Annotated in this window: 16 protein-coding genes, 1 pseudogene and 2 riboswitches; of the genes and pseudogenes, 15 read left to right on the forward strand and 2 right to left on the reverse strand. The window is 48.2% G+C overall.

What is annotated here, in order from left to right:
* Positions 1-244 precede the first annotated feature (244 nt).
* The gene (locus A8990_RS22205) at positions 245-1,195 is read right to left on the reverse strand and encodes a YusW family protein (RefSeq protein ID WP_181909718.1); all 951 of its coding nucleotides are present in this window, start codon (positions 1,193-1,195) and stop codon (positions 245-247) included.
* Positions 1,196-1,370: 175 nt separating this feature from the next.
* On the opposite strand from A8990_RS22205, the gene A8990_RS22210 reads away from it, so the two are divergent.
* Both A8990_RS22210 and A8990_RS22215 read left to right on the forward strand, forming a co-directional pair.
* Positions 1,371-1,982, forward strand: coding sequence for a GNAT family N-acetyltransferase (locus A8990_RS22210; RefSeq protein WP_220376838.1), 612 nt, complete (start codon positions 1,371-1,373; stop codon positions 1,980-1,982).
* Positions 1,969-2,427 (forward strand): DUF4362 domain-containing protein, encoded by a 459-nt coding sequence (locus A8990_RS22215; RefSeq protein ID WP_116191249.1) that lies wholly within the window; start codon positions 1,969-1,971, stop codon positions 2,425-2,427. Before A8990_RS22210 ends, A8990_RS22215 begins: the two co-directional genes overlap by 14 nt.
* Before the next feature lie 22 nt (positions 2,428-2,449).
* Here the strand turns inward: A8990_RS22215 and A8990_RS22220 are convergent, their stop codons facing one another.
* Complete coding sequence (locus tag A8990_RS22220) at positions 2,450-3,556, reverse strand: GNAT family N-acetyltransferase (RefSeq protein WP_116191250.1); 1,107 nt, start codon at positions 3,554-3,556, stop codon at positions 2,450-2,452.
* A 50-nt stretch (positions 3,557-3,606) separates the two neighbouring features.
* A riboswitch (ZMP/ZTP riboswitch) is annotated at positions 3,607-3,688 on the reverse strand.
* A 118-nt stretch (positions 3,689-3,806) separates the two neighbouring features.
* Positions 3,807-3,916: riboswitch (TPP riboswitch) on the forward strand.
* A 73-nt stretch (positions 3,917-3,989) separates the two neighbouring features.
* Here A8990_RS22220 and A8990_RS22225 point away from each other — a divergent pair.
* The 13 genes and pseudogenes from A8990_RS22225 to A8990_RS22285 all read left to right on the forward strand — a co-directional run bounded on the left by A8990_RS22225 (position 3,990) and on the right by A8990_RS22285 (position 20,323).
* The gene (locus tag A8990_RS22225; protein WP_116191251.1) at positions 3,990-5,003 is read left to right on the forward strand and encodes a ThiF family adenylyltransferase; all 1,014 of its coding nucleotides are present in this window, start codon (positions 3,990-3,992) and stop codon (positions 5,001-5,003) included.
* Between the two features lie 21 nt (positions 5,004-5,024).
* Complete coding sequence (thiE, locus tag A8990_RS22230; RefSeq protein WP_116191252.1) at positions 5,025-5,681, forward strand: thiamine phosphate synthase; 657 nt, start codon at positions 5,025-5,027, stop codon at positions 5,679-5,681.
* Complete coding sequence (gene thiS, locus A8990_RS22235) at positions 5,665-5,865, forward strand: sulfur carrier protein ThiS (RefSeq protein ID WP_116191253.1); 201 nt, start codon at positions 5,665-5,667, stop codon at positions 5,863-5,865. Before thiE ends, thiS begins: the two co-directional genes overlap by 17 nt.
* A gap of 5 nt (positions 5,866-5,870) precedes the next feature.
* The gene (locus A8990_RS22240) at positions 5,871-6,647 is read left to right on the forward strand and encodes a thiazole synthase (RefSeq protein ID WP_116191254.1); all 777 of its coding nucleotides are present in this window, start codon (positions 5,871-5,873) and stop codon (positions 6,645-6,647) included.
* Between the two features lie 46 nt (positions 6,648-6,693).
* Positions 6,694-7,809 carry a glycine oxidase ThiO gene (gene thiO / locus A8990_RS22245; RefSeq protein WP_116191255.1) on the forward strand — a complete coding sequence of 372 codons (1,116 nt, stop codon included), beginning with the start codon at positions 6,694-6,696 and terminating at the stop codon, positions 7,807-7,809.
* 400 nt (positions 7,810-8,209) lie between these two features.
* Positions 8,210-15,718 (forward strand): immunoglobulin-like domain-containing protein, encoded by a 7,509-nt coding sequence (locus A8990_RS31680; protein ID WP_181909719.1) that lies wholly within the window; start codon positions 8,210-8,212, stop codon positions 15,716-15,718.
* Between the two features lie 175 nt (positions 15,719-15,893).
* Positions 15,894-16,178, forward strand: coding sequence for a hypothetical protein (locus A8990_RS22255; RefSeq protein WP_116191256.1), 285 nt, complete (start codon positions 15,894-15,896; stop codon positions 16,176-16,178).
* Positions 16,179-16,200: 22 nt separating this feature from the next.
* Positions 16,201-16,653 carry a hypothetical protein gene (locus A8990_RS22260; protein ID WP_116191257.1) on the forward strand — a complete coding sequence of 151 codons (453 nt, stop codon included), beginning with the start codon at positions 16,201-16,203 and terminating at the stop codon, positions 16,651-16,653.
* A gap of 52 nt (positions 16,654-16,705) precedes the next feature.
* Positions 16,706-17,377, forward strand: coding sequence for an isochorismatase family protein (locus A8990_RS22265; protein WP_116191258.1), 672 nt, complete (start codon positions 16,706-16,708; stop codon positions 17,375-17,377).
* 191 nt (positions 17,378-17,568) lie between these two features.
* Positions 17,569-18,540: a phosphotransferase enzyme family protein gene (locus A8990_RS22270; RefSeq protein WP_181909720.1), complete on the forward strand. Its 972-nt coding sequence runs from the start codon at positions 17,569-17,571 to the stop codon at positions 18,538-18,540.
* Positions 18,541-18,585: 45 nt separating this feature from the next.
* Positions 18,586-18,855: pseudogene (locus tag A8990_RS22275) on the forward strand (MerR family transcriptional regulator); the annotation flags it as partial.
* 428 nt (positions 18,856-19,283) lie between these two features.
* Positions 19,284-19,928 (forward strand): hypothetical protein, encoded by a 645-nt coding sequence (locus tag A8990_RS22280; RefSeq protein ID WP_116191260.1) that lies wholly within the window; start codon positions 19,284-19,286, stop codon positions 19,926-19,928.
* Between the two features lie 38 nt (positions 19,929-19,966).
* The gene (locus tag A8990_RS22285) at positions 19,967-20,323 is read left to right on the forward strand and encodes a hypothetical protein (RefSeq protein ID WP_116191261.1); all 357 of its coding nucleotides are present in this window, start codon (positions 19,967-19,969) and stop codon (positions 20,321-20,323) included.
* Positions 20,324-20,678 lie beyond the last annotated feature (355 nt).

Raw genomic sequence — 20,678 nt, forward strand, 5'->3', positions numbered from 1 at the left:
CCAACGTAAAATAGCCATTTAAGCTGAAATGGCTGGCTTTAGTGGAATAATCCCATCATTTCTCCTCGAAATAGGCAATATCGGCTCAATTAGCGATTAATGAGTGGATAAATCCAATATAGTCTCAAGATTTCCATAAAATTTAGGAGATCAGAGTGGATAAATCCATTATAGAGGTTAGCCTCTGTGCAGCCGCAATAAGAAAAGCCCCTTCACAGGGGCTTTTCTGCTTTATACCAAGCTATTAGTCTCTGTCATCGTGTCCTTCATGACCATGACCTTCGTGGTCGCCGTGATCGTCGTCATGATCATCATCTTCGTCACCTTGATTATTACCATCATGATGATCACCGTCTCTGTCGCCGCGTTCTAGCTTCTGTTGCTGCTTTTTCGTGGCTTGCTGCTCTTTGTGCGCTTTCTTCCAAGCTTCTTGAAGCGCCTTCTTCTTCGCGATTAGCGCTTTTTTCTCTGCTTGTTTCGTAAGCTGTGCGGTTTTCGCAGCTTGTTTCTGCGCAACATCTGAAGTGGACTTCACAACCGGAAGACTCGCTAATTTAGCTTTGTCACCATCGTCATCTCTATCTTTGTCTTTATCTTTGTCCTCATCTTTGTCGCCATCTTCATCATCTTTCTCATGTACAACTTTTATCTCGGTTGGTTGATTGACCGTTTTGATTTCAAGCTTCAGCTCTACTTTCGCGGGCTCAACTTCAAAATGATTGAACAACACGTCCGCGACCTGTTGTTTATTCATGTTTGCCTGCAAATTAAGGGCAGCCAGAAGCTGCTGGATGAATTGTGCCGCTTCAGTGCCTGTCAGCTGCTTTTCTTGCTTCTTGCCGCGATTGATTTCCACCGTAGATTCGGTCTTGGCATCCTCATGTTTGAGTTCGATCTTGATGCTGATGTTAGTACCGGCGATTTTCATCTCCAACTTCTTCACCTTATCGAGCGTGATTGGAGCTGCATTCGCGGTAGCTTTCGGTTGAACGGATGCTGTCGTAGTTGTCGTAGTTGCAGCAGCCAATGCGGCGGCCTCTGCCTTGGTAGGGACAACGTATGTATCGCTTGCTGTAGTCGTCTTGTTGTCCTCTGTTGTCGTGGACGAATTCTGATCTGCGTAAGCAACGAATCCATATGACATAATGATGGCGCACATTGCACCAATTAACATATAGGCAATTTTTTTCTTCACAATGGACCTCCTCATTTAACATGCATGTTTTTGTATCTCGGCGCCTGTATATGAATTCGTCATGTCAGTCTGGTTTTAAGTCCGTTAGCGATCATAAAAGGGGAAATTACCAGTTAAAGGATTTGTCTGCCTGATGTCGAAATGTGGTTGTATGCAATCTGTGGAGGTGGGGAATTTGACCAAGAAACAAACGATTTCAATCGTGCCGGCAAACGAAGCGTCATGGGAAGACTTGATGGCTGTACTCGGCCCTGCCAAGTGTCACGGCGTGCGCTGCTACTGCCAGCGGTTCAAGATTCCGAATTCGCAGTGGAATCAAGTAGACGACGATGAACGGGCTTACTTATTCCGCACGCAGACCGACTGTGATCATCCGGAATCCGATACAACGAGCGGCCTTATCGCTTACCTCGATAACGAACCGGTCGGGTGGTGCGCGGTTGAGGCACGTACTGCGTACAACAATATATTAACAAGCAAATCCCTTTGGATTGGCCGTGAAGATGATAAGAGTGACGAAGGTATTTGGGCGATTACTTGCTTCATTATTCGTACGGGTTATCGCGGTCGCGGGATCACGTATGAGCTAGCGCGCGCAGCTGTTGATTTTGCCAAAGAGAGCGGGGCACGAGCGGTGGAGGGATATCCGATGATTACGACTCCCGATAAAGTGATTACGTGGGGCGAGCTTCATGTCGGCAATCGCAATGCGTTTGTGGCAGCTGGTTTTCGTGAAGTAAGCCATCCGACCAAGCGCCGTGTGGTGATGCGATATGATTTTGAATAGAACCGTCGTTGTCCTGCAGACCTTGATTATTGTCGCGCTGATCGGTGTCATCACCGTTCTTGTAACGAAGCCAGACTCGCAGAAATCATCTGAAAATAACGCCTATATTCTGAATTTCGATAAGGCTGATCTGAAGCGAATGGAAGCTATGGTGAGTCGGTTTAGCGAGGGGAATGGAGACAACTTGATGATCATTGAACCGGGGATGGATAGCGGACCGGTCATTCATGACGTCAGCTCAAATGGGAAGAAAATCATGTGGAACGTTGATCATTCGCGTGATGCATGGTACCCCAAAGATAAGGCGAAGTCGCAGTTTGTGTGCAGGGCTATACGGATTCATGAAAGGAATCAGGACTTTATTGATGTCCAATTGTCAAAATGCGATGGATATAAAGTGGACGAGCAGCTGAGTGTGCTTACGTTTACGAAGGAAAAGTTGTAGATACAAGAGAAAGACACCGACGCTAACGCGCCGGTGTCTTTCCAATTTCTCGCTCATATAAGTTAACGCTCCAGACATTCACGTCAAAGCGGCCACAGTGGGTGAAGCCGGAGTTGACGTAATAGGCATTCAGACTTGGGTTGTCGGCCATGCAGTCAAGCCGAATCCAGCTTTTTCCTTGAGCACAAATATAGTTTTCCGCGTAACGGATGAGCTCGTTGCCGATTCCCTCACCCGTACGGCTTCGCGCCGTGCATAATCGATGCACGTATCCCGCGTCTTCGTGATATAGTTCTCCCCAAATCTCCTTGTCTTCCCATTGAACGGAGAAGCAGCCTACAATCTCATCTCGAAGTAGGGCGACGAACACTTCATGTTCTCGCACAAACGCCTCGATATCGACTCGTTCAAAATACTGTTCCTTCCACTGCCAGAATCCGTGCGTTGCATGGATCCAATGTGCGGCGCCGATCAGAAGGGAGCGGATGCCGTAGACGTCTACATCTGTCGCTCTGCGGATCGCGAGCATTTCGGAAGGCTCACGCCGCCAGTCATGCTCAAGCCGAGAGGCAGTCTCTAGCGCGCGTTCCTCACCGTGAAGCTTCGCGACGAGATGCAATGCCGCGTCGATACCCGCTGTCACACCTGCCGATGTAATGAGACGGCCGTTGTCTACGTAACGGACGTTTTCGACCAACGTGGCACTAGCAGGCGCTGCCTCTAGGAGCAAATCCATAGCCCGCCGGTTCGTTGTCGCGCGCATTCCCTCGAGAAGCCCCGCCTTGGCGAGCAGAAGTGCCCCCGTACAAACAGACAGCGTAAAAGCTGCTCGCCGTGAAGCTGTGTTGATCCAATCCGTCAACGTCTGATTATGCATTTCCTTGCGCGATCCCCAGCCTCCCGGAACAATCAGGATGTACGGATCTGGACAGTCTGATACGGTGAAGTCTGGCACGATCGTTAAGCCGCTAATTGTCCGGATAGGGGCGGTAGACTCCAAGGCGACGGTGTAAACGCGGAAGTCCTGCCCCCAATTGCTCGCTACTGCGAACACGTCGAATGGTCCGGTTACGTCCAGCGCATCCACTTGGTCATACACGAGTACGGCTACATTTTTAGCTGTCAACATTCTGGCACTCTCCTTAGAAAATAGAAAAGCATCTGGTTATGAATAACCAAATGCTTTGCCCAGGCGAACGGCTAGTTTGTCGAATGCGCTCCCCCGTAGTGATCTACGCTCTCGCCAGTTACGCATTCCCTCTTCAAATACTGTTATTATATGACTAGAGCGGCGTTTATTCAATTGAATTTTCGGAAAATTCAAACGCAAATCTCTTATTGAGAAAAAATGGCACTTCGACTATAGTTATACTAATTGCATACCTATGTACGGGTGCTGGATGAAGTCCGGCTGAGATGGGGAACGTATTTCCCGGACCGTTAATCTGAACCAGGTAATGCTGGCGTAGAGAACGTATCGAATCTGTATTCGTAACCATTCGTATATTCTCGAATGGTTTTTTTGCGTTTCCAGTTTGCGTTTCAAGAAGGGGGTACTGCTGATGGACGTTCGTTATTCAAGGCAAACGTTGTTTGCGCCAATCGGTGAATCAGGGCAGCGAAAGCTGGGCCAAAGTGCTGTATGTATCGTTGGTATGGGCGCGCTTGGCACGGTGCTGGCTAACCATATGGTGAGGGCAGGCGTTGGATTCGTGCGGCTTGTTGACCGCGACTATGTCGAGCTGAGTAACCTGCAGCGCCAGATGTTGTATGACGAAGATGACGTAAAGCAGGGATATCCGAAGGCGATTGCGGCAGAGAAGAAGCTGGCTCGTATTAATTCTTCCGTTCGGCTCGAAGCGATTGTTGCAGATGCAACGGTTCAGAATATCGACGAGCTCCTGGATGGCACCGATCTGGTGCTGGATGGGACGGACAATTTCCAAACTCGCTTTCTACTTAACGATGCATGTTTTCGGAAAGGTATCCCGTTTGCCTATGGGGGCGCCGTCAGTGCGGATGGTATGAGCGCAATGCTTGTTCCGGGGGAGACGCCCTGTCTGCGCTGCTACATTCAAACCGCCGATGGAAGCGGGCAGACATGCGATACGATCGGCGTTATTGCGCCTGTCATCGATATCGTTGCTTCCTATCAAGCGGTGGAAGCGCTCAAGTACTTGGTCGGCGCTGGAGATAAGCGAAGAAATAGTCTCGTAACTTTCGACCTATGGCATAACCGCCATTATGAGATGAAGCTTGGAGAGCCGGCAGCGTCCTGCCCGTGCTGCCAGTTGAAGCAGTACCCGGCACTTGATCCAGCTCAGCCAGAGCTGGCGGTATCCTTATGCGGACGGGAGACGGTGCAGCTCACTGGAAGTGGACCACTTGATCTGACGGTTTGGGGCGAGCGGCTCGCGCCTGCGGTTGTGAAGTTGACGTCGAACGCATACTTGGTGCGCGCTGAACTGCCGGAAGGCGAGCGACTCGTGCTCTTCCCTGACGGGCGCGTGTTCGTGCAGGGAACTGACGATGTTGTTCGTGCCAAAACGTTATATGCGAGATATATCGGTGCGTAAAGAAAAAGGAGGCTTCTGAAAATGAAAGATTTTCGACTATATGCCATTACAGCTGAGCAGTTTCATCCGAACCGCGACTTGATCGAGGTTATGGAGGAAGCGATTATCGGCGGTGCAGATATCATTCAGCTGCGGGATAAAGCAAGCGGCAAGGAAGAGCTGCTCCGCAAAGCGCAGGCGCTGCGGGAGCTGACGCGTAAGCATGGTGTTACTTTTATCGTCAATGACCATATTGATATTGCGCTGGAGGCAGATGCGGACGGCATTCATTTGGGCCAGAACGACCTCCCTTTGGAAGAAGCGCGCAAGCTGGTGGGCGATAAAATCATCGGAATCTCAACCCATGCGATTGAGGAAGCACGTTTGGCGGAAGCGCAAGGTGCAGATTACATCGGAGTTGGGCCAGTCTTTCGTACAGCGACGAAGGCAGATGTCGTCGATCCGGTAAGCGTCTCGTATGTGAGCGAGGTAGCTGCGGAAATCCGCATTCCTTTTGTCGCGATTGGGGGCATCAAGCTCAGCAATGTGGACGAAGTTATCGCAGCCGGCGCAGCTCGTATTTGTGCGGTGAGTGAAATCGTAGGCAGCGACGATGTGAGCGGCACATGCAGGGCGTTCCTCGCCAAGCTTGGCTGCAAGGACAAGGAGGAGGTTACCCGCAATGAAGCTGGTCATTAACGGGAAGGAATGCGAGCTGCTCGACGTTCAGACCATAGCGGATGTCGTCGCGCATTACGGATTGACGGGGAAGCCGCTAGTCGTCGAAGCGGGAGGCATTGTGCTGACGGCTGAGCAGTGGGGATCGGCTTTGGTGCATCCTCATATGCAGATTGAGCTGGTTCATTTTGTAGGAGGGGGCTGAGGTTAATGAGGGATCTGTTTCGAATTGGCAATCAAGAATTAAGCTCGCGCTTCTTCATCGGGACGGGATTGTTCCCGAATCCGCACGTGCAGAAGGAAGCGATCAAAGCATCCGGCGCACAGGTGCTTACCTTCGCTATTCGGCGGATTAATCTCGAATCGGCCCGGGACGACTCGATTCTGCAGCATGTGCAGGATGAAGCTTATACTTATCTGCCCAATACGTCTGGTGCGAGGACAGCTGATGAAGCAGTGCGAATCGCACGACTTGCTCGTGCTTCGGGATTAAGCGATTGGATTAAGGTGGAGATTAGCGCCAATGAGCGCACGCTTTTGCCGGACCCCATTGAGACGCTCAAGGCAACGGAAATATTGGTGAAGGAAGGCTTCACGGTGCTCCCTTATATCACTGACGACCCGATTATGTGCAAAAGACTTGAGGAAGCAGGAGCGGCTGCGGTCATGCCCGGTGCAGCTCCAATCGGAACGGGACTTGGTATTCTAAATCCGTACCATCTTGGTCTAATCGTGGAGGAGGCTAGCGTTCCCATTATCGTCGACGCAGGTCTTGGTACAGTCAGCGATGCTGCGCAGGCGATGGAGCTAGGCGTTTCTGCTGTGCTGATGAATACGCCTGTGGCCAAAGCGAAGGATCCTGTCTGGATGGCGGGGGCGATGAGACTAGCGATTGAAGCCGGGCGACTTGCTTATCTGTCGGGGCGAATGGAGAAGAAAAAGTATGCATCGGCGAGCAGCGGTTACGAAGCATTCAAGTTGAACTGAACGAGCAGGCGATAGAACTTCGAAGGCAAGGGAGAGTAAGTATCGGATGAAAGAGCAAGTGATCGTGATGGGTGGAGGGGTTATCGGATTATCCTGCGCGTTCGAACTGCGAAAGAGAGGGCACGAGGTGACGGTAATGGAAACTAGCCGTTGCGGCGGGCAAGCCTCCGGCGCGGCTGCAGGTATGCTTGCGCCTTATTCCGAGAACGTTGAAGGACCAGATGCCTTTTTCCAGTTAGGTCTGGAGAGCTTGCAGCTCTATCCCGAGTGGCAGGCTGCCGTTAAGCTCGCTTCGGGACATTCGTTCGAATATACGAATTCGGGCAGTCTCTACGCGGTATTTCATGATGCGGATTTGCTTGCATTTGAAGGGAGACAGCTCTGGCAGTGCCGGCACGGAGCTTCGTCACGCATCGTTGAAGGCGGAGAGCTCCAGCGGTTAGAGCCGAATTTGGCCTCGAATGTACGAGCGGCGCTGTATACACCAGAAGAGAGCCATCTATATGCGCCGCACTATGTGAAGGCACTGGAGCAAGGCTGCCGCCTTATGGGTGTGGAAATTATAGAGCAGCTGGAGCAGCTTGCCGTGACAGAATGGCAGTCCGAAATTCGAGTGCGTGCAGCGGATGGACGAATATTCAGCGGCGACCGACTGGTTGTGTGCTCAGGTGCTTGGGCGAAAGAGCTGGAGGAGACATTTGGCATCCGTATTCCGGTGTATCCGATTCGTGGACAGATTTGCGCATATGAAGCGGATGCACTGCCGGTGCGGCACATGGTCTTCAGCAGTCAGGGATATTTAGTTGCCAAGGAGAACGGAACACTGGTCTGCGGCGCATCCGAAGATGTCGCGGGCTTCGATACTTCGGTGACGGACAAAGGCATCGAGCGGCTGCGGAAGTGGAACAGGCGGCTATTTCCAGAATTAGAGCATCGCGATCCGTTCCATCGCTGGGCAGGCTTGCGCCCTTCCACGCAGGATGGCTTCCCGCTGCTCGGTCCGCTTAGCTCGTCCGACCGTGTGATAATGGCTGCCGGACATTACCGGAATGGTATTCTGCTCAGCCCGGCAACTGCGAGATTCGTCGCAGATTGTCTAGATGAGAAGCAGACGGTCGAGTGCAAGAAGGCGTTCTCGCCGGAGAGGTTTGGTTATTTGTAATTGAAAATTACTGAGAGAATGAAAAAGAAACTGAGAGAACGTATATGTTCTCTCAGTTTCTTTTTCGTGTGTTTTAGTAGCTGTCTGTTTCCATCAGGACAATAATGCCCTCGTAAGGAGAAGATTGCCTCATAGAAACTCGATTTCAACACTCGTATGATAAGACTAGACCGCAATAGTTAAACGCATTATTCCGGAAAATGATTACAGAGTTAACAAAGTAGTAAAATGCCTTTTTTAGGTTTTAAAGTGAAAGCGCTAACAAAATGTCGATTGTTGACGAGTGCGCTTTTACAGGATTGAAAATTTGGAATTGCAGAGGTGATGCGGTAGCGGGTAAAAGAAGAAAAGTGTTCTCAAGCCACACCTAAAATGCATGAGATATGGAGGAAATTTTAGGATGATAAAACGAAGGTTATTAGCTTATTTGCTTGTGACAGCGATGCTGCTTTCATTGTTTTCTCCACCTAAGTCAGTCAGCGCGGCATGGGGAGATGCCGTACAGCTTTTGACCGTAAATGCAGGTGTTGATGGGAATACGGCGACAGCAACCAATGCGCCGGACGGACAGGCAGCGTGGAGTTTAAACACCGGAACCTCTAAGGGCGGTGGTCCTTGGGATAACCTATTCACGCCGAGCGTATCGCCTCTAAAGGATTTATCAGCTTATAGAGACGGATACTTCGTATTCGAGATGTACATTCCGAGTGCGAGCTTTAAAAATATGCAAGGGAACAATTGGCTCGTCATCGTAAGCGACAGTAACCCCGCTGGGGACAAGTTTAATACCGATTCCCGCCTTCAACTTAATTTAAGCGGGATCACAAATGCAGCGGTGGGCACATGGGCGACGGTCTATACGAAGTTATCGTCGACAAGTGCCGTAGCCGGGAATTTCAATGACGCCTGGCTAGACCAAGTAACCAGACTGGCCATGCATCTGCAATGGAATACTAGCGTCCCTAGCACCCCCGTTTTCATTAAAAATCCGCGTTTCCAGAAAAGTACGTTAGGCGTTCCGCTTTCACCGACATCGGTTCCCGCACTTGACGCAGCAACACGAACAGTAACTGCGAACGCACCGGCTAGCGGGCAAGCCGTGGAATTTGCAATAAGCGAAGACGGTAACGCTCCCGCATCCGGTTGGGTGGATGGAATTATCAACGGTAGCGTTTATACGTATCAATTTGCCACATTACCTTCAGCAAGCACCTACTACGTATTCGCGCGCACGAAAGCAGACAGCAGTTACAACTTCATCGGCGCATCGACAAGAACTACCGTAACGTCCATTGACGATCAAGCATTGGTAGATGCAGCGGCGGCGTCGCTGACATGGGATTCGATTAAAGGCAGTAATACGCTGGATAGCGATGTGAAATCCCCACTCAGTCTCTCGGCTGCAATAGGAACAACGAACGTAGCATGGTCTTCGGACAATGCGGCAATAAGCAACACCGGAAGCGTAGATCGTTTATTTAATAGAGGAGTAGACAAAACCGTAGTGCTCACGGCGACAATAACCAAAGGTGCCGCAAGCGCTTCGAAAGCGATTACGGTGACGGTGAAAGCTGTGCCGGCTGCGGTCAACGCTCGGGCTGCGACTTATTTCCCGAATACAAATGAGGGAGCGACTGCGGTTGCGCCGGATGGAAATATCGCGTTTAAGTTGGGCGCTGGAAGAATCGGCGCAGGCGCTGAACGGATCTGGGATGCCCGCTTTATTAATAGCAGCGGCAATCAGGATTTGTTAGGTTACGCGAATCAGTATTTTGTGTTCGATATGTATGTGACTCATGCGGACCTTTTGAATTTTAACGGGAATAACTGGATTGCCATAGCGGCTGGCGGCAACAATCTGGATACCAATTCTCGTCTTAACCTTAACGTAGGCGAAATGAGAAACGGGCCTGTTAACGGATGGTTTACGGTATATGCGCAATTATCGGCGGCAAATTCTTCGAATGGGTTCAATCCCGTCAATCTGGACACGGTTGACGCGGGAAGATTGCAAATGCAATGGCCGACTGTGCCCCAAGGCGACATCTATATCAAGAACCCGCGCTTCCAGAGCACCATGGATTCGCCGAAACCGATTCCCGCATACGTGGAGACAGCTAACAACGTTACGTTATCGTCGTCAGCGCCGGCTAACGGTCAGGCTGTGCAGTTCGCTATCAACACATCTGGCAGCACTCCGGCTGAAGGCGATTGGATGACAGGTACGCTCAATGCAGGCGTATATTCTGCGACATTTGTTAAACCAACAGGCGACACCTACTATACGTTCGCACGCACGGCTCAAAGTACGCAGTATCCATTCGCAGGAACGCATACTAGAGTTAAAGTGGAGCATATTGACGACAACCAAGCCGTAACGGACGCAGCTGCTCATCTAACATGGGACACGATCAAGAATGCGAATGCGAATCAATCCGGCGTAAGAACGGCGTTAACACTTCCGACATCGGGGACTAATAATACGGTTATCGCATGGTCGGCTGATCCGGCAGGTATCATAGATACCGCAACGGGTAACGTCACACGCGACCCTGACGCAGACAAAGCCGTAACCCTTACGGCGACAGTAAGCAAAGGCAGCGCAACGCCTGTTCAGGTACCTTTTGCTTTGACAGTAGCCAGCACGGCTAACGAGCTTGCCGGAGTGTTCATTGACTTCAACGATTCCGGCTCATTTGTTCAATCGGGCAACAAGCTTCAAGGCAATGGCATAGGCATTAGCCTCGACGGAGACAGCGTAGCCGTGGAAAAAGTAACTCAAAACGCTGTAAGCGCCGTGAAAGTTGGCGACTTTATGTACGTTATTGTAGACGACGATCGGCTTAAGCCGGTAAACAAGGTCGAACTAGCGGTCACATACTGGAGACCTAGCGCAGCCGGCGGTATTTCTGTGCACTATAACACCATCTATCCTGGCAGTTTCTCCGGATTTGATGCTTATAGAGCGGCTAGCATTCCGGCGACTGGAAGCGGAAGCGCTTGGGTAACCTCAAAGGTTGTGCTTAACGGAGCTAATTTTGCGATAGGCGCGCAAAATCAAGGCGCGCACCTCCGTTTCGCTACGGCGGGAGCAATTATCCAGAGCATCCGAATAACCGAAATTCCGCCAACGGACGCAGAAGCGGTACAACTGGCTTCGGACGCGCTCAATTGGGATGCGATCAAGGGTGCAAATACGAGACAAGATCTGGTTGAAACGGATTTGACACTTGCAACGGCGGGTTCGGCGAGAACAAACATTGTATGGACATCTACCAATAACACAGTAATTAGCAGCAATAACGGCGCAGTAGCACGTCAAGAAAACAATGAAACGGTAACACTCACCGCGACAATAAGCAAAGGGACTGCAGCACCGGTCGTTAAAACCTTTACGATCGTCGTTCGCGGAACGGGCACTGGGACCGATGCGGATGCAGTAAGTCATATGGTCAACAAACTGACATGGGATTCTATCAAAGGCGTGAATGCTTCTCAGGCAAATGTGACGACGAATCTCGTTCTTCCGTCGATGGGCGAGAATATGACGGATATTACGTGGACGACGTCCAACGCTACTCTCATAAGCGCTGCAGGCATAGTCCCGACGAACCGTCCGGACAGCGGTGGTACCGTAACGCTCACGGCGACGGTTAGAAGAGGCCTGGCAGCGGCTCCCGTAACCGAGACGAAGTCGTTCGAGTTGACGGTTCCGGACAGATACGATTATGCCAACTACATGAGAACGGCAATCGCACAGGAACACGACGCGAAAGATTGGGCGATATCGGACTATAACGTTCTGGCTTTCGGCGCGAAAACAGAAGCGATGGCAGCAACGGAACATTTAGCGAATGTCGATAACAGAGAGGCTTTCCAAGCGGCGATCGACGCGGCTTATAATGACGGCGGCGGCGTAGTCTATATTCCGGCGGGAACTTATGCGTTCCGTACGGAAACGACCGGCACGGTTAGCGTTCAAAGCGCGAACGGCAATACAACCTATGAATATAAGCAAGTTTTGAAATTGCGAGCGGGCGTACAGCTCCGCGGCGAGTGGGATAACCCGGATGCTGATCGTTACGATGGTAAAATCGATGGAACCATACTCGCTGTATACGCCGGCAAGGGTACCGCCAATTATGACACGTACGTGGATTCCGACGAGCGTGAAAATCAAACAGGCGGGAAAAAGGTAGCCAACGTGTCCGATCGATTTATCGACATGGAGCAAGGAACAGGCGTAACGAACCTTTCCGTCTGGTACCCCGAACAGGATCTTAATGCTGAAACCGTAGTAGAAGTGAGAGGCGAGGACGGTCAGAAGACAGGGGAAACGGAGACGATTCATGGCATTCCGTATCCGTGGACGTTCTATCAAAGAACCGGAAACAGCGTGACGCTGGATAACGTGAATCTCGTCAACTCTTGGGGAGGATTCATTTCCCTTCCGAGCGAAATGCACTATGTTCTGAACAGCCATATAACAGCTCTCTACAAGGGCATCGTCATTCACACCTGTACAGACATCGGGCGTATCGAGAACGTCGACATCGATCCGAAATACTGGTCGAATTCAGGACTTGTAGGAGCACCGAATCTTTCGGATGCGAAAGCCTATACAAGAGCGAACGCTACCGGATTTATGATGCACCGCTCGGACTGGGAATATATATCCGGTCTGCGCGTTTCAGGGTATAAGACAGGGATGTGGATCGGAAGAGAACCGGGCGGCAACGAATCTCCGAACGCGCAGTTCTACGGAGTAACGACAGAAGACTGTCAAACAGGCCTCTTTATAGACAGCGTTAACGGTTTCGGGCTGCTGATCTCGAATTCGGAATTCGGAGGCGACACCTCAGCTTACTTCAACGAGCGTTTCGACACTTCCGTCCAATTCAATGGGGTTGCATTCAAGGGTCCGATTGTAAGTGACGCCAGAGGCGGCGTGATCTCCTTCGAGGATAGTTCGTTCGACGAATATGGCGACGGTTATGCCCTGAACTTCCTTAATCAAGGCAACGCCTTGTTCAGTCAGAGCAACTTCAAACAGGCGTCCAAACATGCGCATCTCGGAGCAATCTTCGGATCGCTCAAATCGGTGAACTCCGGTTATAACCTTAACATCGAGAGCGCCAATCTTGCCGATCACATCGACGGCCTTAAGATTGACGTTAAAGCTGACGGCAATAACACTAAGGTTCAAATCGTTAACGACGTCGATTATCTGTTTGAACTTATTCCGAAAGACATAAAAACAGATATTGACGTACACCCGAGACCAGCATCGAACGCAGTGCTTAGACTAGACCTTCCGCGCTCCTTAACAGCCAACGCGCCGACCGTGGACATATCCGCAAAACTGCAGGATGCTCTTGACTATATTAAAGTTCATCACGGAGGCGGCACGGTCTATCTACCAGGCGGAAGATATCGGCTGGATCATCCCGTAAACGTTCCCGAAGGCGTAGAAGTCAGAGGAACATGGGACGTACAGCACCATACGCAAGGCGGCGGCACGGCGATATTCACGACTTACACCGGTGGAGATCAGGGAGAGAACGGAGCTTCTCTTATTCGGCTTCAGACTAACGCAGGACTCAGAGGACTTAGCATTACACAAGCGAATATCACCAGCGTCAATCTTAACGATCCTGACCAAACGATTAAAACGCCTTTCTTGGTACAAGGACAAGGCGCAGGCGTATATGCTATCAACTTAACGATCCCGATCGGGGATAAAGGCATAGACCTGTCTTCCTATCGAACCGACGGTCACTATGTCGATTATTTAGGAGGCACTCTCTTAAGAGCGGGCATCTGGGTCGGAGGAGGCTCGGAAGGCGGATTCATCAGAAATATGCAGCTCAATCCGCATTACGCTTTGAGACTTCCAGCTGGTCAAGGCTATACGGCGCCTTCCGGCGATGTGTACGGATTCGTGCAAAGATACCTCAGCGCGCTCAAATTTTCCGACGTGGAAGATGAGACGATTTTCAACAACTTCGTTTACGGTTCGGTTTACGGTGTACACTTCCTGAAGAGAGACTTGGGGAACGGCGAATATGCGTACCCTGGCAAATTGACGATGATCGGTCACGGCTCGGACGGATGCGCGTATTCCTTGTACGTGGAAGACGCGGACGAACACACCAAAATCATCGCGATCAACTCGGAATTGGTTAATACGAACATTGCGACGGAGCCGGAGAGAGCGTATGTAAGGATGGGCGATACACCTAATACCGATAAAATTCACCCGAACGCTGAACTTGTTCTATACAACAGCGCATTATGGGGAAGCCCTAGCCTTGCAGGCGCGGTGGTCAATAACGGTATCGTTCGCTTCCAGCAAGCAAACTTTACTCAGCTGCCCGGCAACAATCCGGGTATTGACGTCCACGGCGGAAGAGCGAAAGTATATTCTTCTTACTTCCAGCCGTCAAAGGATGGTCAGAATAATAATGTGTATGCCATGCTGCGAGACGGAGGCACGTCGATAGAGCTTAGTAACAATTACTACGCATCCGGTTTGAGAAACAGCACGCCAGCAGGCAACCCGTATGGCATTTACGGCTCGGATTTATTGGCGGAACCGTTCGTGTTTAACTTCATCCAAAACGGAGATCAGCAACAATTCAACTTCAAGTACAATGTCAGCGGGAAAGTTTCCGCGCCTGGAACGTTGAGGATCGTTTCCCCGGCTGCTTATGCCGAAGAATTCGTTCCGGTCCCATTTGGCGCGCTTGCGGCAGGCGAATCCGTAACCGTAGACTTACCGCCATATGTTGCAGGTCTGATCACGTTCAAGCTGGCGCTAGAAGACGGGCACGAATACACCTATACGGTAAAATTAGATGCGGCTTACGCTGAGAAGGCAAGCGCCGCCGGCGCGGGAAATCCGGCCATGAGCGCCTCGACTCCTGCATTCATTATGGACACCAAAGATTATGTAACAGCGGGAACGTGGGATAGTCCGCAAGATCTCAGTGCAGCATCGCGTTTCGCATGGGACGACGACAATTTATACGCGTACATTGTCGTTAAGGACGACGTGCACTTTAACAGCCAGACGGGCGGGAATATATGGAGAGAGGATAATTTGCAGTTAGGCGTTGATTTGCGTAAGCCGGTAACCGACAGCACGACGCGGAATGAATTGGGATTCGCGCTCAATAACGATAACGAAGTGATCAAATGGGCTTGGACTCGTCCTTCAGGCGGCAATGCGCCGACTGCTCCGATTACGGATATCGTGGCAAAGGTTACGCGAGATGAAGAGACGAAAACGACGATTTACGATTTGAAGATTCCGTTTAATACGCTTTATCGTAATCCTGCATCTGAGCTCGCGAACGGAAGAATCGGAGTAGCGATCATGCTCAATGAATCCGACGGCCCGGATGAATCCGACGGCTCCAGAGGCACATTCGAAGTTGCAAGCGGACAATTGAAGAATTCAGAGATATTTACGGATTTATTTCTGCTAAGCGATGGCGGATACAATGAAAAGCTTGAAGCATCGGCAAGGGCCGCGGTTTCAAAGGCTCTCGCGTCTGGATCAGCTGCCGATATCGCTATGGCTCACAACTTTGTCACTATTTTGGCAGAAGGCAGCGTTAAGGCAGAGTTACTGGCGTTACTTGCGCCTCCCGCCACTGTTATCGGCGCGACGCCGACGGCTTTCGTAGAAAAACTCAAAGGTAATCGAAATAACTTGACTATCACGGTTAAGGAAAAGTATTCCGACGGTTCATTTAAGGAAATCAAAAAAACGTTCTCTATCGAGAATAACGCAAAAGGCACGTATGAAGTAGGCGAATATAAGATCTATGTTGACACAAAAGGAAACACGCAAATCCGTGAAATCTATATTGTGTCACCGAAGCCGAGTCCGAGCCAGAGTTAAAGAAATAGTAATTGTAGGTAGAGGTAGACTCAGCAGATCGCAACGGCGGTCTGCTTTTTTTATTGAAGTAACGGGGGGGAGTGGGAATTGTTTTTTAAGGAAGTGAAACTTTATGACCTTTGGAACGTCTAATGGTGGATACCAATTTTTGGGATAATGAGGAGGGGTTCGTTTGATGTTGCCGAAAAATTATTTTGCACTAATTATCATGATTTGGATTACAGTGCTAACGATATGGGCTGTAAATAAAGTTGTGGTTCCTCTTAACAATAACGATGTGATGGTTCAAGGTATACCCATTCAACCTATGCCCCAGGAAATTTCAACTGTTCAAATTGATAAAGACACGGTATGGATTATTGATGCAAACAGCAATTACATTAAGGTTATTACGCATGATAAGGATGGTTACCATATAACGGGTTCGGAGATGACTTATCAATCAATAGTATCGCGATGACTAAAAAAAGGAAGGGGGTTAGATGTTGAATAAGAAATTATTTGTTCTCATATTTTTAGTCATTTTTGTATCTGCTTGTGGAATTAAAATTGGGACACCTCAGAGGCAGAAAGAGAAGCTGACTTTAAACGATGTATTAGCAGCTCTCAATAAAGCAGAGGTTCAATATGTCGAAAGGGCTGAATCCCAAAATCTGTATGATTGGAGCAGGCAAGGTGCTGAGCGACACCTTTATCAACTTGAACCTGGATACATGACGATATACGTTTTCTCGAACGTTGAACATAGGAAGGCAGTACAAGGCGACCCATGTCCAACATGTTCGGCGATCCCTCCCGAAGGATCGTATGGAATGGGCAATATACTTGTTTTTTATCGGGATGGCTCGATCTCAATGGCACAGAAACTATTAAGTGCGTTTAAACCGCTAGGTGTTGAGGAAGGTTGGGACGAGTTAACTCACCCGTTCAAGTAGTTCTCCACTGCACCAACGGGCGGGCAATTTGGATGAGAGAGGTGGCTAGAAGATGGAAATAGATACTAGGGAATTAAGGTTACTCGTAAGAAAATACAATGCTGAACCTGACTTGCAAATTAATATTGTTCCCGAAAGAACAGCGTTTCTATTAGTTGATTGTGATGAAGCATCAGCTGTGAAACATGTTGTAGAGCGCGAGATATGCTCGGCATTAAGCACAGCAAGGGAGTCAGGCATGAGAATTGTGTATTTATACAATGCTATTAATGGAGTAGGAGGGCCAAATGATGTAACAACCAAAATTCATGGACTAGACTATCTTGAAAATAGTTGGAAACCCTTGGTCCCTCAGTTTAATCCACTTATACGACCACTCGATAATGAGGCAGTTATTCCAAAATCGCATAAAGACGGATTCAACGGAACTATGCTCGATTATTATCTAAAAACATGGAACATTGATACGTTAATTACTGTTGGTTTCCATTTAAAATCATGTCTATTCCATACGTGTGTAGGAGCCCGTCATAATAATTATCGAGTAGTAATGTTGAGAGATTGTACAAATGCAAGTGAATTTCCAGATACCATTGATGATAAAAATCCCGAAGGTGGTTGGTTAAGGTTTGTATTTTTAAGAATTTATGAAACCGATATTGGTTATACCTCGACCTCGTACGATTTGAAGAGGGCGGCTTTCTCAACTAATGGAGAAAGATAACACAACAAAGATGGACAGGGGAATGGGCGACGTACGCCAGCTCGCTCGAGCTAACGGGTAACGATAGTGCTTATCAACAAGAAGGCAACCGGCCAGGATAGGTCGGTTGCCTTTATTCTGATTCGGAGCAGGATAACTTCGCTCAATGACCGAATTCATCTAGAAAATTGTTGTTTGTGAGGTGTACATTTTTGAATGCACGAAACGATGAACTAATACAGAATGAGATAATCAAGGATATTGAGGATAAGTTCTCTTGGAGGATTCGTAACGTTAGGCCAAACTATCTTGGTTATGGAAACCTAAAATGGATATTTGAAACTGAAAACGATGAACTCTTTGTAAAACAATATAACAAAATAAGATATAGGCGTGGATTAGATGGGGTAAGAGAAGCACTAAAGTACCAAAATTTAATGCATCTCGATGGGATCGCTTGTCAGCCCGTGCACAGTTATAAAGGGGAATATATCCATTCAACGTCCTATGGAGAAGAATATATGATATCCGGTGTTAGCACAGGGAGACTTGCTGAGGCAGGGAAATTAAACAGCAATCAGATGTATAGTCTTGGTGAAGCTGCTGGTCGAATGCATTTATGGATGAAGAAACATATGCCACAATTAAATACTTTACAATGGGAATTACCTTCAAAGGAAAAAATGTTTGAAAAGTTGGCAATAAACTTAGCTAAATCAAAAAAAGTGGCGAATAAAAGGTACTTAGAAGCTATTGAGAAACAAATGATAATTCTTGAGCAGTTGGATATGGAAATATTCAATAGATGCAACAAGGGTTGGGCTCATTGGGATATGCATATAGATAATATGTTGTTCTACGAAAATAAGTTAGCAGATGTACTGGATTTCGATAGACTTCACTTTGTTTATCAGGATTTTGATATCTCTCGTGCCATTCTCTCAGGAGCACTTTCCAATGATAAGTTAAATATCGATACAGCTAAAGCTTATATTGAAGGTTATAGAAATTTTTCTCGAATTAGTTTAGAGCAATTGGTTCGCTCAATTAAGTTGACATGGTACAAAGAATTTAAGTGGGTTGACGAGCAATTTCGACAGGATAAAGCGATGAGTCGGTTTATAGATGAGATGATTTGGATTGGAGATGAATGGAATAATCTCGAAGAGATATTTAACATGTGAAACGAGTACGATAGCACAATGAACGGAATTGACAGTATCATCATACCGTTCTTGGTGGTCTCCGCCGACTCTGATCCCGCAGAATACCCCGAGCTGGTGGAGGAATTAAGGAGTCACCAGGAAAATATTGTCAGACAAATCGCCTCGCTGCAGCAAGTAGTCAATTTTATCGACATGAAGTTGGATGAGGGGGAATACCGGCGAGACTGCTCGGATGAACACCAAGACGGCGTGTCAGAGAAAAGGCCCATCTCACCTGTTGAGATGAGTTATTTTTCCGTATCAGCCAAAGCGGGCAAGTCACCAGCTTCTGTTAGCATTACTAGTACCAGTGAAACTGACAGTACCGTAACATCTCTAGGATACGCGGCAGCCGAACATAACAGATAAACACCTCCGTTTTTATTAACGGGCATGATAACAACAAAGTACAGGCTGCTTATCTGAGTGAGCACAGAGTCGAAATTATTCCTTTAGATGAACGATTTAGAATTCAAGAGTTGTGAGTCGAATGGTTAGCAAGCAAAGGTGCACGTCATGACATTAGCGTGGGCAAGTAAAAAGAGATTCAAGAGGTACAATAAAGCAACTATAACAGGCTGCCTACTTCTGGCGGCCAGTTCAGCTTTCAGGCAAGTTATTGGAACAATTTGCTTGTTTATCACGGTGATATTAATTGTAAAATGATATGTGATAAAGAGTGGATTCACTTTGTTTACAAATCGATTTTGAGAGGCGAGTAAATGCCAAGAGAGTATAGATTAATAACAGCAGGAGTTTTTGCAGGCGAAAAACGCATGAAGCTTCATTACATGGACATTGAAACGGACCAAGTTCTTTGTGGTTCATACCTCTCTGGATATGAAACTCAACCAAGAGAAGGGGTTCGAGTATGTAAGAGATGTGAAGCTGCTTTCCGATCGAGAGGCGGAATATTATTAGTACCTAGAGATACCGATGCATGGTTGGCAGATGCTTATCCAGATCTAATGGACGATTTTATAGAGGAAGAAGTTACGGATCAGCCCTCTGTCATTAAGGCGGGTCTTTTAGTGGATAACATAATTGGCCGATGGTCGGCGGACCAGCTTTACGCGCCAGGTGCGATGGAGGATATTGAGGTTGCATTCCATCCAACGGGAGATGGTTGGTTGTACTTTGATCATCCATTTCAGCAAATCGTTAGCCGATTTAGTTGGGAGATTAACAACTTTGGATTCATGCAGATTAAAGGGACTGATTTAGAATTCCACGACTTAAAAGTAGAGGTTACCATAGAATTCACTCCTCGTGGGGAGAATGAGGTCATTTCTTTCTCAGAGCCACTATGGTTGACAGATCGTAGATTTGCATTGGTAACGAGAGACAATACAAGTCTTGAAGTATAACAGGAGGAGACATTTCATTATTCGGGGCGGAGAATAAATTGGTAATATCCCAGAACTTAAATAAGATTCTTCCTAAGCAATATCCTGAAATTAAGAAAGGGGACACGATCAGATTAACAGTGTTCGTTGATGGTGATCTTCAGGAACTTGTATCTGGTGCATTTGATTTGGATGTCTTCTTTAATAGTTGGGAGTACATGGCCCAGGGCAAGACTCTTAGACCGTTCAAACTAATGAAATATACACGTGAAGGTAGTATTAAGCTCGAAGCTGATATAAAAATGGTGAGAAAAGCGAAAGACACGAATGAGTTAAAACTGATCTGCCAAGATTTAATGGATGTCCTTAATTTTCATCACATCCGTATTTCCAGCTTGATTATCGAATGTATATAAATTTCTGAAAATGGTTAAACTATAGAAATCATTATCGATTGTGTTTAACTGATATTCATGACGAAACTATGGAAGTCGGACCGTTTGAAGGTGCTGACGACGAATATGCATTAGATCAACGATAAACAATCCGCCAAGGCATTTTGCCTGGCGGTTTTTCTTTTGCTCAAACTCCTGAATTTCCTATTCGTTTGAGCGTGTGTAGGCATCTAGTATAGAACAGAGCAAGCCGGGGAATCTTTCTTCTAGATCAGTCGATCGAATGGACAAGAAACGCTGGGTACCTTGCACGCGAACCTGTAGAACCCCTGCTTCGCGCATCGTTCGAACATGATGGGACAATGTCGATTTCACG

This window comes from Paenibacillus taihuensis, from assembly GCF_003386535.1.
In the GTDB taxonomy this organism is placed as follows: Bacteria; Bacillota; Bacilli; order Paenibacillales; family Paenibacillaceae; genus Paenibacillus_Z; species Paenibacillus_Z taihuensis.

Excerpts from the sequence above, each read along its gene's own strand:
- A8990_RS22215 (WP_116191249.1), top strand. The coding sequence starts at position 1,969 with ATGATTTTGAATAGAACCGTCGTTGTCCTGCAGACCTTGATTATTGTC.
- A8990_RS22220 (WP_116191250.1), bottom strand. The coding sequence starts at position 3,556 with ATGTTGACAGCTAAAAATGTAGCCGTACTCGTGTATGACCAAGTGGAT.
- A8990_RS22225 (WP_116191251.1), top strand. The coding sequence starts at position 3,990 with ATGGACGTTCGTTATTCAAGGCAAACGTTGTTTGCGCCAATCGGTGAA.
- thiE (WP_116191252.1), top strand. The coding sequence starts at position 5,025 with ATGAAAGATTTTCGACTATATGCCATTACAGCTGAGCAGTTTCATCCG.
- thiS (WP_116191253.1), top strand. The coding sequence starts at position 5,665 with ATGAAGCTGGTCATTAACGGGAAGGAATGCGAGCTGCTCGACGTTCAG.
- A8990_RS22240 (WP_116191254.1), top strand. The coding sequence starts at position 5,871 with ATGAGGGATCTGTTTCGAATTGGCAATCAAGAATTAAGCTCGCGCTTC.
- thiO (WP_116191255.1), top strand. The coding sequence starts at position 6,694 with ATGAAAGAGCAAGTGATCGTGATGGGTGGAGGGGTTATCGGATTATCC.
- A8990_RS31680 (WP_181909719.1), top strand. The coding sequence starts at position 8,210 with ATGATAAAACGAAGGTTATTAGCTTATTTGCTTGTGACAGCGATGCTG.
- A8990_RS22255 (WP_116191256.1), top strand. The coding sequence starts at position 15,894 with ATGTTGCCGAAAAATTATTTTGCACTAATTATCATGATTTGGATTACA.
- A8990_RS22260 (WP_116191257.1), top strand. The coding sequence starts at position 16,201 with ATGTTGAATAAGAAATTATTTGTTCTCATATTTTTAGTCATTTTTGTA.
- A8990_RS22265 (WP_116191258.1), top strand. The coding sequence starts at position 16,706 with ATGGAAATAGATACTAGGGAATTAAGGTTACTCGTAAGAAAATACAAT.
- A8990_RS22280 (WP_116191260.1), top strand. The coding sequence starts at position 19,284 with ATGCCAAGAGAGTATAGATTAATAACAGCAGGAGTTTTTGCAGGCGAA.